Source organism: Pedobacter sp. Leaf41 (assembly GCF_001422545.1).
Taxonomy (GTDB): domain Bacteria; phylum Bacteroidota; class Bacteroidia; order Sphingobacteriales; family Sphingobacteriaceae; genus Pedobacter.
In genome coordinates, this window is record NZ_LMLE01000012.1 from 1 (window position 1) to 16,994 (window position 16,994).

General features: G+C 37.8%; 16 protein-coding genes. 3 read left to right on the top strand and 13 right to left on the bottom strand.

The window, feature by feature from the left end; genetic code table 11:
- Positions 1-975 precede the first annotated feature (975 nt).
- The 13 genes from murI to ubiE form a co-directional block, all read right to left on the bottom strand.
- Complete coding sequence (gene murI / locus ASE92_RS19570; RefSeq protein WP_056851819.1) at positions 976-1,794, bottom strand: glutamate racemase; 819 nt, start codon at positions 1,792-1,794, stop codon at positions 976-978.
- Between the two features lie 142 nt (positions 1,795-1,936).
- Positions 1,937-2,515, bottom strand: coding sequence for an OmpH family outer membrane protein (locus tag ASE92_RS19575; RefSeq protein WP_056851820.1), 579 nt, complete (start codon positions 2,513-2,515; stop codon positions 1,937-1,939).
- Positions 2,516-2,573: 58 nt separating this feature from the next.
- Positions 2,574-3,104, bottom strand: coding sequence for an OmpH family outer membrane protein (locus ASE92_RS19580; protein ID WP_056851821.1), 531 nt, complete (start codon positions 3,102-3,104; stop codon positions 2,574-2,576).
- A gap of 99 nt (positions 3,105-3,203) precedes the next feature.
- Positions 3,204-5,747 carry an outer membrane protein assembly factor BamA gene (bamA, locus tag ASE92_RS19585; protein ID WP_056851921.1) on the bottom strand — a complete coding sequence of 848 codons (2,544 nt, stop codon included), beginning with the start codon at positions 5,745-5,747 and terminating at the stop codon, positions 3,204-3,206.
- A 153-nt stretch (positions 5,748-5,900) separates the two neighbouring features.
- A complete protein-coding gene (locus ASE92_RS19590) occupies positions 5,901-6,641 on the bottom strand; it encodes an isoprenyl transferase (RefSeq protein ID WP_056851822.1) in 741 nt (246 codons plus the stop codon).
- A 19-nt stretch (positions 6,642-6,660) separates the two neighbouring features.
- The gene (locus tag ASE92_RS19595; RefSeq protein ID WP_056851823.1) at positions 6,661-7,464 is read right to left on the bottom strand and encodes a DUF6089 family protein; all 804 of its coding nucleotides are present in this window, start codon (positions 7,462-7,464) and stop codon (positions 6,661-6,663) included.
- Between the two features lie 2 nt (positions 7,465-7,466).
- Positions 7,467-8,348, bottom strand: coding sequence for an NAD kinase (locus ASE92_RS19600; RefSeq protein ID WP_056851824.1), 882 nt, complete (start codon positions 8,346-8,348; stop codon positions 7,467-7,469).
- 7 nt (positions 8,349-8,355) lie between these two features.
- On the bottom strand, positions 8,356-9,018 hold the full coding sequence (locus ASE92_RS19605) for a CBS domain-containing protein (protein WP_056851825.1): 663 nt from the start codon (positions 9,016-9,018) through the stop codon (positions 8,356-8,358).
- A complete protein-coding gene (locus tag ASE92_RS19610; RefSeq protein ID WP_056851826.1) occupies positions 9,018-9,782 on the bottom strand; it encodes an alpha/beta fold hydrolase in 765 nt (254 codons plus the stop codon). The genes ASE92_RS19605 and ASE92_RS19610 overlap by 1 nt, the downstream gene beginning before the upstream one ends.
- Before the next feature lie 195 nt (positions 9,783-9,977).
- Positions 9,978-10,424 carry a GatB/YqeY domain-containing protein gene (locus ASE92_RS19615; protein ID WP_056851827.1) on the bottom strand — a complete coding sequence of 149 codons (447 nt, stop codon included), beginning with the start codon at positions 10,422-10,424 and terminating at the stop codon, positions 9,978-9,980.
- A gap of 88 nt (positions 10,425-10,512) precedes the next feature.
- Positions 10,513-11,274 (bottom strand): SDR family oxidoreductase, encoded by a 762-nt coding sequence (locus tag ASE92_RS19620; protein WP_056851828.1) that lies wholly within the window; start codon positions 11,272-11,274, stop codon positions 10,513-10,515.
- 93 nt (positions 11,275-11,367) lie between these two features.
- Positions 11,368-12,165 (bottom strand): outer membrane beta-barrel protein, encoded by a 798-nt coding sequence (locus ASE92_RS19625; RefSeq protein ID WP_056851829.1) that lies wholly within the window; start codon positions 12,163-12,165, stop codon positions 11,368-11,370.
- Positions 12,162-12,893, bottom strand: coding sequence for a bifunctional demethylmenaquinone methyltransferase/2-methoxy-6-polyprenyl-1,4-benzoquinol methylase UbiE (gene ubiE / locus ASE92_RS19630; RefSeq protein WP_056851830.1), 732 nt, complete (start codon positions 12,891-12,893; stop codon positions 12,162-12,164). Before ubiE ends, ASE92_RS19625 begins: the two co-directional genes overlap by 4 nt.
- A 251-nt stretch (positions 12,894-13,144) precedes the next feature.
- On the opposite strand from ubiE, the gene yihA reads away from it, so the two are divergent.
- The 3 genes from yihA to ASE92_RS19645 all read left to right on the top strand — a co-directional run bounded on the left by yihA (position 13,145) and on the right by ASE92_RS19645 (position 16,487).
- On the top strand, positions 13,145-13,768 hold the full coding sequence (gene yihA, locus ASE92_RS19635; protein ID WP_056851831.1) for a ribosome biogenesis GTP-binding protein YihA/YsxC: 624 nt from the start codon (positions 13,145-13,147) through the stop codon (positions 13,766-13,768).
- A 63-nt stretch (positions 13,769-13,831) separates the two neighbouring features.
- A complete protein-coding gene (locus ASE92_RS19640) occupies positions 13,832-14,689 on the top strand; it encodes a UbiA-like polyprenyltransferase (RefSeq protein ID WP_056851832.1) in 858 nt (285 codons plus the stop codon).
- 91 nt (positions 14,690-14,780) lie between these two features.
- Positions 14,781-16,487 carry a M3 family oligoendopeptidase gene (locus tag ASE92_RS19645; RefSeq protein WP_056851833.1) on the top strand — a complete coding sequence of 569 codons (1,707 nt, stop codon included), beginning with the start codon at positions 14,781-14,783 and terminating at the stop codon, positions 16,485-16,487.
- The last annotated feature ends 507 nt before the right edge of the window (positions 16,488-16,994 follow it).

The window sequence follows — 16,994 nt, forward strand, 5'->3', positions numbered from 1 at the left end:
CAACGCATTAAGATTCCCACCTACGTGGGAATGACGGGATGATCTAGTGAACTGGCTAAACTACAGACACAGCCACCAACAATGAACGGTCGTCATCCTACCAATAAACCTCCAAAGAAGATTTTTCCATCACGAAGAGCTCATTTCGAAATACGGCAATCTAAAAAACCCTTAATTTGGCCATAATTATTTATATTAGCGTAATCAATGGATTGATCAATCCAATACAGCAAATTTCTGCGTTTAAATCATTTAAATTTCATTTCAAGTCCACCTTTAGCCCACCATTAGTCCACCTTATATCCACCTTCCGTCCATACCTGCTTGCACCCTGCTCCCAGCATGCTTCAGGTCTGCTTCGAGAATGCCTTAGTTCAAGCGGAAGAATTCCGATCCTAACATGGTGCTTGCATGGTGCTGGATAGGTGCTATCAGGTAAGGATAAGGACTATAACAGGTAAAGATTTCCCGAACAGGAGGTGATTGCGATAGGTATCTTTCCCGAATCAAGGACAATGCTATTGTGGCGGTGGTTAAAGGAGCAGCGGTACAAGAGGCAGAAAATAACACATTGAATCACAGCGAGCCTCTCCTTGAAAATAGGGAGGGGAGTTTCCCCAAAGTTAGTCTTATAAATATTTGATTAAAAACCAAAAAGATAGCATACGAAAATCCCTAACTTAATGACATTGGCCGCAGGCGGGGGTTTAGGAACAAAGCAAGCTCCAAAAGTTTACTCCATGTGATTTACATTACACACGAACGATCGTCATCCTGAATTCATTCCAGGATCTTAATAGAAGAATAGATGCTTTTGTTAGTAAGGATTCTTAGCTGCGTTACCATTGCCGCTTTTAACTTTCCGTCATTAATAATGACGGATTGTAATAAACAAAATAGCCATCGGATAAATATTGACATCAGGTCTACATTCATCCGATGATAGTTTCACATTGATTTCACTTCAAGTTTAAACTACATCTTTCCTGACTTCAATTCCTCACCAAAAAAAATAGAAGCCTGGGCATCAAAAGCCAGCGGATCGCCACTGGTATAAAAAGATTTAAGTCCTTCTTTACTTAACTTCGTTTCTACCTCAGGATGTCTTCCTAAATAATCAACCAAACTTTTGGCTACAATTTCTCCCTGAGTTAAAATATTGATGTAGTCAGGCAAAACCCTTTTTAACTTTGGCAGAAGCAACGGGTAATGTGTACAAGCCAAAAGAACGCAATCTATTTCATCAGACTGCTTCATTAACCGATTACAATATTCGTCGATAAAAAAATCGGCACCAGATTGCAAATGCTCATTGTTTTCGATCAGGGGCACCCACATCGGGCAACTCTGCTGATATACCTTAACCTCTGGAAAAAACTTATTAATCTCCAATAAATAGGATTGCGAATTTACAGTTCCCCGAGTACCCATTACGCCAACATGGCCACTGGAGGTGAAGCTGCCGATGACCTCAGCCGTTGGCCTGATAACCCCTAAAACCCTTTTATTTGGATACTTAACCGGTAAATCTTTTTGCTGGATAGTTCTTAAAGCTTTTGCAGAAGCGGTATTACAAGCCAGGATAACCAATTCACAGCCCTGTGCGAAAAGCCATTCCACACATTCGAGGGTATATTTGTAAATCGTATCAAAAGAATGATCACCGTAAGGAGAACGGGCATTATCGCCTAAGTAGATGTAACTATATTCGGGCAATTGATCAGCTATCGACCGGAAAACAGTTAAGCCACCATAACCTGAATCGAAAATACCTATAGGCGAACTTTTTTGCATCACCGTAAAGATATTATTTATTGTTGGAAAATTGGGAGGTTGGAAAGTTGGATGATGACCAAAAAAAAGCGGAACCAAATTACTTTGATTCCGCTTTATATTTTTCACATAACCTAGAGACTCTAGACTTATGACTCAAGACTTATTTCTTAGGAGCTGGTGCTTTAGCTGCAGTAGCAGAAATACCTAATTTAGTTTTAACTGCTGAAGTGATATCATCACCACCTTCCCAGAAAACCAGGTTATTACCACCTTGTCCGTTTGCGATATCGAAAACGTAAGCTAAACCTTTTTCTTTCGCTACAGCAGAAATTGCAGTAGCTACCTTAGCTTGAATAGGTTGAAATAACTCACCTTGTTTGGTACCAACATCCTGAGATGCTTTAGTACGGGCATCAGTAATGCGTTTTTCTAAATCCTGTAATGCTTGGCCAGCAGCTTGTAATTCTTTACCAACTGATTCTTTATTTGCTTCGCTTAAAGTTTTTTCTTTAGCTTGGGCTGCAGCCAATTGAGTTTGATATTCTTTGATCATCGCATCAATTTCTGCTTGTTTAGTTTTACCCAAAGTTTCTAAGGTAGTTTGAGCCGCTTTAGCTTCAGGAAGATTTGCAAACACATCTTCTGAATTAATGTGACCTAATTTTTGTTGCGCACTTGCCATATTCGCTGTAAACATTAACCCTGCTGCTACAAAGAATACGTTAATTAACTTTCTCATCGTTCTATTTTACTTTTTTATTTTTTTTTGTTTTCTAAAATCTAAGGGGGCGAATATACTAATTTTTTCCAGCCCCTGGCTTGTAACCTAATTTCACAATTACATCATTACTAACATCGTAGCTGCTGCTTGCATAAATCATCATGGTTGCTTCACTGCTTTTGTCAAAAATGAAATCAAGATATTTAGCCTTCGCAATCTGTTTGATTACATCAGAAACTTTCTCTTGAATCGGCTTGATCAATTTTGCTCTGCTTTGAAAAAGCTCACCATCTGGCCCGAATTTTTGGCGTTGAAACTCTTTTGCTTGTTTTTCTTTCTCAATGATTTCATTTTCACGGCGTTTGCGCATATCATCAGTTAACAATACCTGATCTGCCTGATAGGCTTTGTACATCCGGTCGATTTCAGAAAAATTCTGGTCAACTTGTTGTTGCCATTGTTTAGATGCTACTTCTAATTGGCTTAATGCAGACTTATATTCTGGCATCTGTTTCAAAATATACTCGGTGTCTACATAAGCAAACTTTTGGGCGTAAGCGCCAAAGGTTGTGCATAATAAAAATGCGATAAAAAGATACTTCTTCATTTGTGTGTGTATTTAATGATTCGTTATAACCTAAGCTTCTAATAAACTCAACTTAAGGCGTTTTATTACATATTTAGTTAAATTTTTATACTTTATCAATTAAAATCCACCTAATTGTTGTGCAATACTAAAGTGGAACTGGCCTTTGTTCGAATCAGGCAATCCTGGAATGTTATCAAAACCGTAACCATAATCAATACCCAATAAACCAAATATCGGTAGAAAGATTCTTGCCCCTACACCAACTGATCTTCTCACGTTGAAAGGATTAAAATCACTAAACTTATTCCAGGTATTACCACCTTCGGCAAAAGCCAATACGAAAGCAGTAGCTTGTTGACTAGCAATTACAGGATAACGGGCCTCTAAAACGTATTTAGTGTAAATCGGACTACCAGATTGTTGTGCAATACGAGGATCTGAACCTACTGGAATAACTGTATTGTTCGCATAACCACGCATCGCGATTAGTTCTGAGCCTTGTAAGAAATCAAATCCTTGCATACCATCACCACCTAGTTTGAAACGCTCAAATGCTGATTGACCTACTGCACTGTTGTACTGCCCTAAGAAACCAAATTGTGCCTGTGCTTTAATTACTAAATTACCTGCAACGCGTTGGTACCATTGCGAATCAAATTTCCACTTGTGGTATTCAGTAAAGCGATATTTCTCTTTATCAGGTGCGGTTGCATAATTCACTTTATTAAACAACGAATATGGAGGCGTGGCCTGAATAGTGAAACGAATAAATGAACCCGATTTAGGGAAAATTGGCGAATCTCTTGAGTCACGGCTGATCTCTTGCGATAAGTTTAAATTGTAAGAAGTACCCGAAGTAAACAAATAACCAGGGTAGTTACTTAAAATATATTGCTGTAAGTTAACAGCATGGCTTAACTGGAAATAGTTATCCGGCCAGTTTAATCTTCTACCCAAACTCACGGTAACACCATTTAAACGGATTTTCTGGAACTGAGAGTTGTCTGAATTTAAACCGTTTGATTGTAGTGAGGTAAAAGCACTTACACCAAAACTTACTGGCTTTTCTCCACCAAACCATGGCTGAGAGAAAGAGAAGCTATAAGATTGATAGTATTTACCATTCGTTTGTCCACGTAAACTTAATTTTTGTCCATCTCCTTTTGGAAGTGGCTTATAAGCTTTCAGGTTGAATAGGTTTCTTAATGAGAAGTTATTAAAAGTTAAACCCAAGGTACCGATAATACGGCCACCACCAAAACCACCTGATAACTCAATCTGATCTGAAGGTTTTTCTTCTACAGCATATTCAATATCAACCGTTCCATCTGCAGGATTAGGACGAGGAGTTGGAACTGTCTTCGATTCATCAAAGTTACCTAACTGACCAATCTCACGAATGGTACGGATTAAATCACTTTTATTAAATTTTTGTCCCGGCTTGGTACGAATCTCACGTAACACAACCTTATCATTGGTAATCGTATTCCCTTTTAAAGTAATTCTGTTGTTGGTGTATTGCGGCCCTTCATACATACGCATTTCTACGTCAACCGTATCGCCATAAATTTTGGTTTGTACCGGATCAATATTGAAAGTTAAATAACCATTATCGGTGTACATGCTGTTGATGTCGCCACCATTTTCGCCACCGCCGTTTAATTTCTTGTTTAACCTTTCTTCACTAAATACATCACCTTTCTCAATGGTTAAAACTTTATTTAAAATACTATCAGGATAGATGGCATTTCCAGCCCAGGTAATATTACCGAAGTAATATTTCTTTCCTTCATATAAATCCATTTTAATATTTACCCTTTTCTTGTTGTATTGGTAAATACTATCTTTCAGTAATTCAGCATCACGGTATCCCTTTTCATGCATCTTACCAATCATCTTCACTTTGTTCTCTTCATATTTTTCTTTAGAGAATTTTCCTGAACCCCAAAAACGCCACCATGCAAATTGCTTCGGATTTTTTAAGTACTTTCTAAGCTTAGCAGCTTTAAAATCTTTGTTTCCGGTAAATTCGATACGTTGAACTTTTACACGGCTACCTTTATTAATATTAGCTTCCAATACCACGCTATTTTCAGCATTTGGGTCTTTACGCGTTTTGTAATCTATTGTAGTGAAAAAATATCCTTTATCTAACATGTACTTCTTTACAATAGCCGAAGTAGTGTTGTATAAGTTGTCGTTTACAATTTTCCCGGTTTTATCATTAAGTTTTTCCTGAATAGCCGTTTTTTGCGATTTACTGATTCCCTTTAAATCGATTGAACTTAAACGAGGACGTTCAACCACTTCGATTTCGAAATACACAGAATCCTGAACAAATTTTTCGATATTAATTTTAACATCGTCAAACAATCCCTGTGCCCAAAGCGTTTTAATCGCATCAGAAGTAGCCTCACCAGGAAGGGTAACTTTATCTCCCTTTGTTAATTTTGATAAGGTGATTAATACATCTTTATCAAGATATTGTGTTCCTGTAACGGTTGTGCCACCAATGATATATTCTTTTGGACTAAAATAATCGAGATCTAAGCCTCCAACTTTTAAAGATGGGGTTGCTGGTGCCTTACCTGTCGGACGTATTTGCGCAAAGGCTGGAGCAGCTAAAATGACTAGGATTAAAACTTGAAATATTCTTTTCATTAAAATAATTTGTTCAGTAATGGCCACGAAGGTAACAATGTTTTTTTTAGCAAAATTTACATTTGCCATGTTTCCCTTATTATGGTTTCATTTATCGTATAAAAGTGGTGCTAAGTTAGTTTAAACGCTTGTTAAAAAGTGTTAAAAGAAAAATTAGTTCAATTGTTCGCTAATTTTTCCGAAACGGCGTTCGCGTTTTTGATAGTCAACAATAGCCTCAAAGAGATCTTCTCTTCTAAAATCTGGCCACAAAACCTCAGTGAAATAAAACTCCGTATAAGCCATTTGCCAAAGCAAATAATTACTTATCCGATGTTCGCCACTTGTTCTGATCATTAACTCCGGGTCTGGAATATTTACGGTTGTAAGTTTCGATGAAAAGAGATCCTCATCGATATCATCCATTGAGATTGTATTATCTTTTACGGCCTCAGCAATTTTTCTGGCCGCCTCAACAATTTCCCATTTTGCACTATAGCTAAGTGCCAGCGTTAAGGTACATTTTTCGTTGTGGGCGGTTTTATCCATTGCTTCTTTCAAATCATCAATACACTCTTTTGGTAAAGATGATATGTTGCCAATGGCATTAAGCTTAACTTTATTTTTGTTGAGCGTTTCGGTTTCTCTGTTAATTGTTGAGATTAAGATTTGCATCAAAGCATCAACCTCTTCCTTCGGACGATTCCAGTTTTCAGTAGAAAAAGCATAAAGGGTTAAGTATTCGATACCTACTTCAACACAGCCTTCTACAATATCTTTTACAGAGAGTACACCTTGCTCATGCCCAAAAACACGTACTTTTCCCTGGCCTTTTGCCCATCTTCCATTCCCATCCATGATCACGGCAATGTGCTTTGGCAGGCGGCTATAGTCTATTTGTTCTTTAAAATCCATTAATTAAGTCAAAATCAGCTTAAAACGAGTAGCATTTTGAGGATACAAAGGTAAAAGATATGCCAACACTAACAAATAGATAAGTGTCCCTTTTTCGAAAATCTCCTCTTTGGGTTCCTGCAACACCAATCTGACCGATAGATGGATCGGATAAATTGATGCGATTTCCATCTGAACCAACAAATACCTGTTTATCGCTTTCTGGATACCTTCCACTAACATCGTCAATATAATCAGTCAATGGCGTTCTATAGCCTAACTCGGTAAAAACACTCCAGGTATCTTTATAGTTGTATCGTAAACCCACGCCATAAGGGATGGTTAAAACGGCATTTTTATATCCATTCTCTTGTCCTTCCGTTGCCAGTCGATCCAAACGATAGGTTTCACCGTCGTATTTAACTTTCGGTTTAAACACAACAAAACCAGCACCGGCAAATAAGTAGGGTGTAAATTGACGGGTTCCGCCACCCAAATTGAAATTAAAAAAATTGAAATCGATTAAGGCGCTCAATTCGTTTAAGGAAGTATTAAAACTTAAGTTCCTTTCTCTAAACTGTGCATTGTTTGATTCTGAATCTTTAGCCTGAATCTGCCCGTAAGTATAGTTTAACCTTACGCCTAAGTATTGATTGAAGTTTTTCTTTCCATAAACTCCGGCCGAAATACCACTCACTTTTAAAGGGTGGTTCTGATTAAGATCACCTAGGTATCCTGCGCCACCGCCCATCAGCCCTATTTCCCAATTGCCCTCTTGAGCAAAAGATATTTTTCCTCCGGTAATAAGAAATAAGATGATGATTAGGAGTTTATTTAGCGTCATACTTAGTAGTTACGGGTATCTATGCCCCATAATAATTTATTCCTTAACGTGTTTAAGTAAGTTTCATTGTTAAGACGAATAAGGTTTATGCAAAAGTCGGCTTTTTTTATTGATATTTTAACTGAACGCTCAACCGTTACGGTTCTACTATCACACGAAACCAAAAATTTAGATTCTCTGGCCTCCACTTCGAAGGACAACTTATTATCATCGGGAAGCACTACTGGTCGCACATTTAAATTGTGGGGAGCAATAGGCGTTACCACAAAATTCTCTGAATCTGGATAAATAATCGGCCCGCCGCAGCTGAGCGAATAAGCCGTAGAACCTGTTGGCGTGGCAATAATTAATCCATCTGCCCAATATGAATTGATAAATTCATCATTCATTGATGCGTGAATAATCATCATGGCCGAATTATCTCGCCTATGAATGGTGATGTCGTTCAGCGCAAAATTTTCTTCACCGAATAATCCATTATCTGATTCTAAAACCAAAAGTGAACGCGTATCTAAGCTATATTCTTTATTTACCAACGCGTTAAGAGCCGATTCAATTTCGTTTTTATTGATACTGGCTAAAAAGCCTAAACGACCAAAATTGATCCCGATAACAGGAATATTCGAATCGCGAATTAACGAAAGTGTATCAAGCAAAGTTCCATCTCCACCTAAACTTAAAAGCACATCTGCATGATCTTTGAGCTCTTTGTGGTTATGAAAAATTACCGTGTTGGCTGGCAACTTGATTTTACCGTGAAGAGATGTTTTAAACTTAGAATATAAAACGGGTTGAATATTATGAGTGGCCAGAAAATTAAAAACCTCTTGCACATAGGGTAAAACTGTATCGTTAAAATCCCTCCCGTAAATTGCGATCCTCATAAAATATTTAAACGTTTAGATAGTTCATGAAAGAATCATAACGTTCTTGAGAACCATCATCGATTTGTGTGTTGTTGTAAACTTCCTTCACCAGGTAATCGTACCTTTCAAAAGAAGCCACAAGTGATGTAATTTCTGTTTTATTAACTTTCAAAGTCACTTCCATACGAGTGGAATCATCAAAAGTATTGACATAAGACGATAAGATCTGAGCATTATCAGCCTCGACAATTTGTGAGATATGTGCCAAAGAATTATCTCTGTTACTGATTTCCAACACAATAATTCCCCCTGGCTCATTAACAGCATACTGTTCGGCCACGGCATCAACCATGTTGTTAATTGAAATTAAGCCCAGGTAGTTTTTTTGCTGATCGACAACCGGCACAGCTGTTAGTTTTAGCTGGCTCATCAAACGAATCACATCATATGTGTGTGCGTCGCTTAAGGTAAAAACGTTTAAGAAATTAACGCCAGAATCCGTCAAAATTGTATCGTGCTTGCTGATATTTAATAAATCATCTTCGGAAACTAAACCCAAGAAAGAAGCTTCGCTAACAACTGGCATGTGCTTCACTTTAAATTCGTTCATACGATCTAAAGCTTTTTGCACCGTGTCATCAGCTCTTAATGATGGAATAGCATTCGATATGATTTCTTCAGCAAACATTATTTAAGTAAAATTCTATCTAAAAATTTCTCCAGATAACCATTAAATATCTCCGGATGCTCCATCATAGGGGCATGACCGCATTTATCAACCCAGTTCAATTCAGAATTAGGCAACAATTGATGGAATTCTTCTGCTACTTCTGGGGGTGTAACTTTATCATTCTTTCCCCAAATCAATGAAACGGGGATGGTTATTTTAGAAAGTTCTTTGGCCATATTGTGGCGAATTGCCGACTTAGCCATCGTTAAAATCCTAATCACCCGAGATCGGTCGTTAACGGTCTTAAACACATCATCAACCAATTCTTTTGTTGCCGTTGCCGGATCGTAAAAAGTAAACTCTACCTTTTCTTTAATATAATCATAACTTTCACGTCGTGGGAATGAACCTCCGAAAGCATTTTCGTATAAGCCAGAGCTACCAGTTAAAACCAAAGCCTTAACAAATTCCTGATGCGCAACTGTAAAAACCAAACCTACGTGACCTCCTAAGGAATTACCCACTAAAACCACCTGATTTAATCCTTTAAATTTTAAAAAACGATGTACATACCTTGAAAGTGCTTTAACGCCTAAAGTCAAAATTGGCAAATCGTAGATAGGTAGAATGGGAATAATTACATGATAACGATCTTTAAATTGCTCTATAACACGCTCCCAATTACTCAATTCGCCCATTAAACCATGCAGCAATACCAACTTTTCGCCTTTTCCAGCTTCAATGTATTTAAATCCGTCTTCTTCAATTATCTGGTATGTCATATATATTATAGGTGGTATTGTGCACTAAGTTAGTAGAGTAAAATTAAATTTTCGCATTTCTATGCCATTTTTCTGAAATAAAACCAATAACGGTATAAACACCTTTGTTAAAGTATGAAGATGCAAGTATCAAGTATCAAAACAGTGGCTGGATTCGTTTTACTTTGGTCTGTTGCCTTTAGTCTTTAAACGTAACTATGCGAGCTTCTCTTTTACAATTTCAGCTATTAATTTGCCATCTGCCTTACCTGCAAGTTCTTTATTGGCCAAACCCATCACCTTCCCCATATCTTTAACCGACGTGGCACCAGATTGTTTGATCACGTTTTCGATAATCACTGCAACCTCAGCCCTATCCAACTGCTGTGGCAAAAACTGGTTAATTACCGCAATTTCTTCTTCCTCTACCTGAAACAAATCTTCACGATTCTGTTGCTTGTAAATATCAGCCGACTCACGGCGTTGCTTAATCAGCTTTTGAAGAATTTTCAATTCTGTTTCTTCGGTAATTTCCTCTGCTGAACCTTTTTCGGTTTTAGCCAATAGTAAAGCCGCTTTAATTGCCCTTAATCCTCTTAATTGAGCATTATCTTTAGCCAGCATGGCTTTTTTTATTTCTTGGTCTATTGTGTTTGATATCATATACCCAAAACTCCTAAAGGAGCCTCCATTCTAAAATTTTATTATTTGGTTTATACAACGCCCAGTTTTTAATTCCCCTTTTAAGGGGCTAGAGGGTTCTATTTATAATCGTTGCCGTAGCCTGTACAGTTGGCATAATCAGCATATCATTTATATTTACATGTTTCGGGCGACTTACTACATACCAAATCGCATCCGCTATATCATCGGCGATAAGTGGCTCCAGGTTTTCGTACACTTTTTTAGCCCTGTCTTCATCTCCTTTAAATCGTACCACCGAAAATTCAGTCTCCACCATGCCTGGATTAATTTCAGTCACCTTAATTCCATGAGGCAAAAGATCAATCCGCATACCTTTACTTAATGCATCAACCGCATGTTTGCTGGCACAATATACGTTTCCGTTTGGATAAACTTCCTTTCCTGCAATTGAACCGATGTTAATGATATGGCCAGATTGATTTGGAATCATCCAGTTAGAAACAATTTTGGTAACATAAAGCAATCCTTTAACATTGGTATCAATCATGGTATCCCAATCATTGGTATCGCCCTTATCGATCGGATCCAAGCCCTGGCTTAAACCTGCATTGTTAACCAATACATCAACATTTTTCCAATCCGAGGGTAAATTTTCCAACACTGTTGATAAACTTTCTTTGTCTCGAACATCAGCTAAAACCTGCTTAATTTCGATGGCATATTTGTCAGCCAAATGATGCGAAAGTTTTGCTAAACGATCTTCGCGACGGGCAAGTAGAATTAAGTGATAACCTTGTTGGGCGAAGGTGTGCGCACAAGCTTCGCCAATACCAGAAGTTGCGCCTGTAATTAATGCAATTTTAGACATGTTTATGAATAATTTAGCTTCAGTTTAACCAGGAGCATTGCTGCAATTGGTTTTATTAACGCAGGCAAAGGTAAGTTTTTTTGAATTGTACGGCTATTGAAAAATTAAACTGAACGTTAATTGACGTAATTTTAACTTATCAATCGGATTAGCAAAAGCAGTATCGTCGTGCTGAAGCAAATCATTGGTTGAATAGGCCACCTTAATTTCGGGCGACATTTTGAAGTACTCGAAATACAAGTCAAAACCTATTCCCGTTTCATAGGATAGATAATTGCGTTGATTTTTAAGCAACTTGTTTATCGGTGTTTCACCTTCATCGAAGAATTTCTTTTTTGAAGCGATATCTATCGAATATTTAGCACCGCCCAACCAGTAAGCCCTAAAATTATTCATTCGGTTCGATTTAACTTTTATACCTATCGGAAACTCGAACATGGTAGCCTGAACCTTCTTATCGATTATGGTTTGATAATTTTTCGTTTGACCATTACCGAGATCAATGGGGTCTAGAGGTAAGTACTCATAGGAAACCACACGATCACTAAAAATCAATGATGGAGTGGCACGAATATCAAAATTCTCTGCCAAGCGTCTGTTCATCACAAAACCTAAACCAAAGCCCTGCGATGGTGGACTTGAAATAGCATTCAAAGAATTTGTAACCGGCAAACCCGAATTCGGATCATAAGACACGCCCAAAGAATTTGGAACTTCGTAAAAAGGCGCCCGCCAGTTTTCTTTTTTAAGAATTTTGTATTCTGCAGAAATATACTGAAAATTAAACCCAAAGCTCCAATCTTCATCGTCAATTCCCCCACCCCAGTTCTGAGCCAGGCAAGCCGTAGAAATTGTGAATAACGAAAGGATGAGGCTTATTTTTTTTATCATTTAGTACCGACGTAGATTGAACTTATTCCAAACGTTAAAATTCTTTGTTTGGTACTTTTGAAACCAACTTTTTCCATAAGGGTTGTAAAATCACTTCCATCAGGAAAAGCGGCTACAGATTCAGGCAAATAAGTGTAGGCTCTGGCATCTTTCGAAAACAACTTTCCGAAGAATGGTGTAACATGCAGGAAGTAAAAATTATATAGTTGCTTTACTGGAAAAACACGGGGTTTTGAAAATTCTAAAATGACCATTTTGCCGTTGGGTTTTAACACCCTGTACATATCTGTTAAACCTTTTTCGAGGTTTTCGAAGTTACGAACTCCGTATGCACAAGTAATGGCATCGAAAGTATTGTCCTCAAAATGCAGGCCTTCCGAATCGCCCAACTGAACAGTAAAAGTTTCGTTTAAGCTACGCTCGTTAATCTTTTTCTTAGCTACGTCCAGCATTCCCTCAGAAATATCTACACCTATAACCTTCTCAGGATGGAGTTTTTTAATCGCTTCGAAAGCAAAATCGCCTGTTCCTGTGGCTACATCCAGTAAATTTCTCGGTTGAATGGAAACCAATTCTTTAATTGCTTTTTTACGCCACAGTACATCAATCCCTAAAGAAAGAAAATGGTTCAAAAAATCGTAGGTACCCGAAATATTGTTAAACATGGTTGCAACCTGCTCTTTCTTGGTCGCGTCTTCTACTTGATAAGGAGTGATATTCTGATTCATGGTATAGGGGCAAAGATAGGGAAAAAGTCCGAAGTCGGGAGTCAATAGTCGGAAGTCCAAAGTATCAAAAGACATCAAAAGCGATAAAAAGTGAAAATTAAACCAAAGGTGGATTACAGATGACTTTAAATGCAGTTTTGGCGAGCAGATATACTATATGCTTGAGCGAATTTTACAATATCAAGAGATTGCAGATTTAGACTAAAGGCTTCAGACTTCGGACTTCCGACTCAAAACCCTACCTTTGCAACATGGTTATCAAAACGGCAACATTTGTTTGCAGCAACACCCAGATTTCGGCTTTACCCATACCAACAATGCCCGAGTATGCATTTATTGGCCGGTCGAATGTGGGCAAATCTTCTTTAATTAACATGTTGGTTAATCAACATGGATTGGCAAAAACCTCTCAGCGGCCCGGAAAAACGCAACTGATTAATCATTTTCTAATTAATGAGAAATGGTATATTGTCGATTTGCCAGGTTACGGCTACGCGAAGGTTTCTAAAACCAGTAGAGAAAAGTGGGAGAAATTCATTCGTGCATATATCACTAAAAGAGAAAGCTTACAATGTGTTTTCGTATTGATAGACAGCCGTTTAGAACCACAACAGATTGACATTGAGTTCTGCTATTGGTTGGGCGAAAAACAAATTCCATTTTCGTTAATTTTCACTAAGGCAGATAAACAAGGTATGACGACCACTCAAAAAAATGTAGCTGCTTTTAAGAAAAAGTTAGGTGAGTTTTTTGAAGAGATCCCCGCAACCTTTATTACATCAGCCGAAAAAGGGAACGGGAAAGATGAAGTTTTAAATTTCATTACAGAGGTGAATCAAGATTTTGTGGTTCCATCAGACTATAAAAAGTTTTAGGCACTTCGCAGTTTTCAAAAAGAAGTTTGAGATCTTAACATAACAATATTCGTATATCAGTAAATGAAAAAATACTTTTCACTCGTATTATTCGCTCACTCGGTTTTTGCTTTACCGTTTGCAATGATTGGGTTTTTCTTGGGCGTTACCACTACCGAAAATCCATTTTCGTGGTATAAATTAATTTTAGTATTGCTTTGTATGGTTTTCGCCAGAAATGCTGCAATGGCGTTTAACCGCTATTTGGATAGAAACATTGATGCCAAAAACCCACGAACCCAAATGCGGGATATTCCAGCGGGAAAAGTATCTGCTAACGAGGCCTTAATTTTTGTAATTGCAAACTGCGTATTTTTTGCCATTACCACTTACTTTATCAATCCCCTTTGCTTCTATCTATCGCCTGTGGCGCTTTTTGTCGTTTTATTTTACAGCTACACCAAGAGATTTACTGCATTGTGTCACCTTGTTTTAGGCTTAGGCTTATCACTAGCCCCTATTGGCGCCTACATCGCAGTAACCGGACATTTTGCTTTGGTGCCGGTTTTATACTCTTTAACAGTTCTTTTTTGGGTAAGTGGATTTGATATTATTTATGCCTTACAGGATGAAGATTTCGACCGTGAAGAAAAATTACACTCTATTCCGTCTGCACTTGGCATAAAAAATGCACTCAATGTGTCGGTTTTATTGCATGTACTTTCTGCAATCTGTGTGATCCTACCGGTGTTTTTTACCGAGTTTAGTTGGGTTTATTATGTTGGGATTGTATTTTTCTGTTCGATGCTGATTTATCAGCACCTGTTAGTAAAACCAAATGATATTAGTAAAGTAAACAGAGCGTTTCAAACTTTAAACGGATATGCATCAGTAGTGTTTGCTATTTGCTTTTTAATCGACGCTTACATTAGGACCAAATAACAATAAATGAGTTTTGAATGATAGAATGTTCTGCAATATGCTTTAACCCATTCTATCAATCAATCATTCAAAATTCAATAATTAATAAAATATGATTATAGAAAAAAGAATCAGAACATATATTCCTCAAGATTTAGCCATCACTTGGGAAAGCTTAGCACCACTTTTTACCGAACTACAAAACCGCGAAATTAACAATGTAGATGAGTTGGAACAGTGGTTAAAAGATCGCTCCGAACTGGAGGCCGCTTTGGAAGAAGATTTCGCCTGGCGATACATAAAGATGAGTTGTGATACGGCAAATGAAGAATTGGTTAAAAATTTCCAGTATTTCGCAGAGGAAATTGAACCGAAGATTTCACCATTATCAAATGAGTTGAACAAAAAGTTTGTCGATAGTCCTTTTATGGATGATCTAGACAAAGAAAAGTTTTTTGTTTACAGCAGAGCGATTAAAAAGGCTTTGGAAATTTATCGCGAGGAAAACATCGAACTGTTTACGCAATTGCAAGTTAAACAACAGAAATATCAAGGCATTACTGGTGCCATGAGTGTTGAAATTAATGGGCAGGAATATACAATGGAACAGGCTTCCATTTTTATAAAGGATTTAAATCGCGAGGTGCGGGAGAATGCTTGGAAAACCATTCAACAGCGCCGGCTAGTCGATAAAGATGATTTAAACATGCTGTTTGATGAACTGATTAAATTGCGTAACCAGGTTGCTTTGAATGCTGGCTTTGAGAACTATCGCGATTATATGTTTCAGGCTTTGGGCCGTTTTGATTATACACCACAAGATTGCTACGATTTTGCCAATGCGATTGAAAAGGAAATCGTTCCCATTTTAAAGGAACAAGCCGAAAAACGCCGTGAGGCATTGGGCTTAGAAACGCTTAGACCTTGGGATATGGAAGTTAGTGTAAGCGGAAAACCTGCATTGAAACCTTTTAACAACGGTGCTGAATTGATTGATAAAAGTATCGCCTGTTTTAACGCCATTGATGAAAAGTTGGGTACAAAGCTAGCTACAATGAAAGCCAATGGTCTTTTTGATGTAGAAAGCAGAAAAGGTAAAGCGCCAGGTGGTTACAACTATCCTTTGGCGGAAACCGGTGCACCATTTATTTTTATGAATTCGGCTAATTCTCTTCGCGATTTAACCACCATGGTTCATGAAGGTGGCCACGCCATCCATACTTTCCTAACGGCAAACTTAGAATTAAATGATTTTAAGCATTGCCCCTCTGAAGTTGCTGAACTGGCATCAATGAGTATGGAATTGATTTCAATGGATAATTGGAATGTTTATTTCGACAATGAGGAAGATTTGATTCGTGCAAAAAAAGAGCAATTGGCTGATGTTTTAAAAACGTTGCCTTGGGTTGCAGTAATTGATCAGTTTCAACATTGGATTTACACCAACCCAAATCATACTGCTGCTGATCGTGAAGAAACTTTCAAGCAGATTTACAACCGTTTTGGTGCAGGCTTCGCCGATTGGACAGATTTGGATCAACAATTTGGGAATGTTTGGCAGAAACAGTTGCACTTATTTGAGGTTCCTTTTTACTATATTGAATATGCAATTGCGCAGTTAGGTGCCATTGCAGTTTGGAAAAACTATAAGGAAAATCCTGAAAAAGCGCTCGAACAGTATTTGGCTGCACTTTCTCTAGGTTATACCAAACCAATGAATGAGATTTACGAGACTGCAGGAATCAAGTTTGATTTTAGTGCTGAATATGTTAAAGAGTTGGCTGCTTTTGTAAAAGAAGAGCTAGAGAAATTAGGATAGATTGAGATTTAGGGGTTAGGTTTAGGGTTTAGGGTTTAGGGTTTAGGGAGAATTCGTTAAACCTAAATCAGTTTTGAATAAAAGAAAGTCGCAGTGTTTGCTGCGACTTTCTTTTTGATATTGGGTTGATTAAAGCGACCGCCATCCTGATGCTAGTCGTAGCGTCTCGCTACGACTGATCGCTCAAACCAATCAGAATATATAATGCTAGTTATATTATCTGGCTACGAATATTCGAGGCAAAAAATCTGCGAACCTCTCCCTAATCTGTGGGAGAAAAACTAATTCCAAGAAATGTCCAGCTGATTATCGTTGTAACGTTCGCCAATACGCTATAGAAAACTAAAATAGATCTCCCGCTGATCTCACAGATTTCCGCAGAGCAAATTATCAATATCGAAATTTTAGTCGTAGCGGTTCGCTTAAGCTTTGCGAGAAACAAAAATCTGCGGATTTCTCCGTAATCTGCGGGAGAAAAATAAAGCGTATAAACTTCCCGTTGATTCA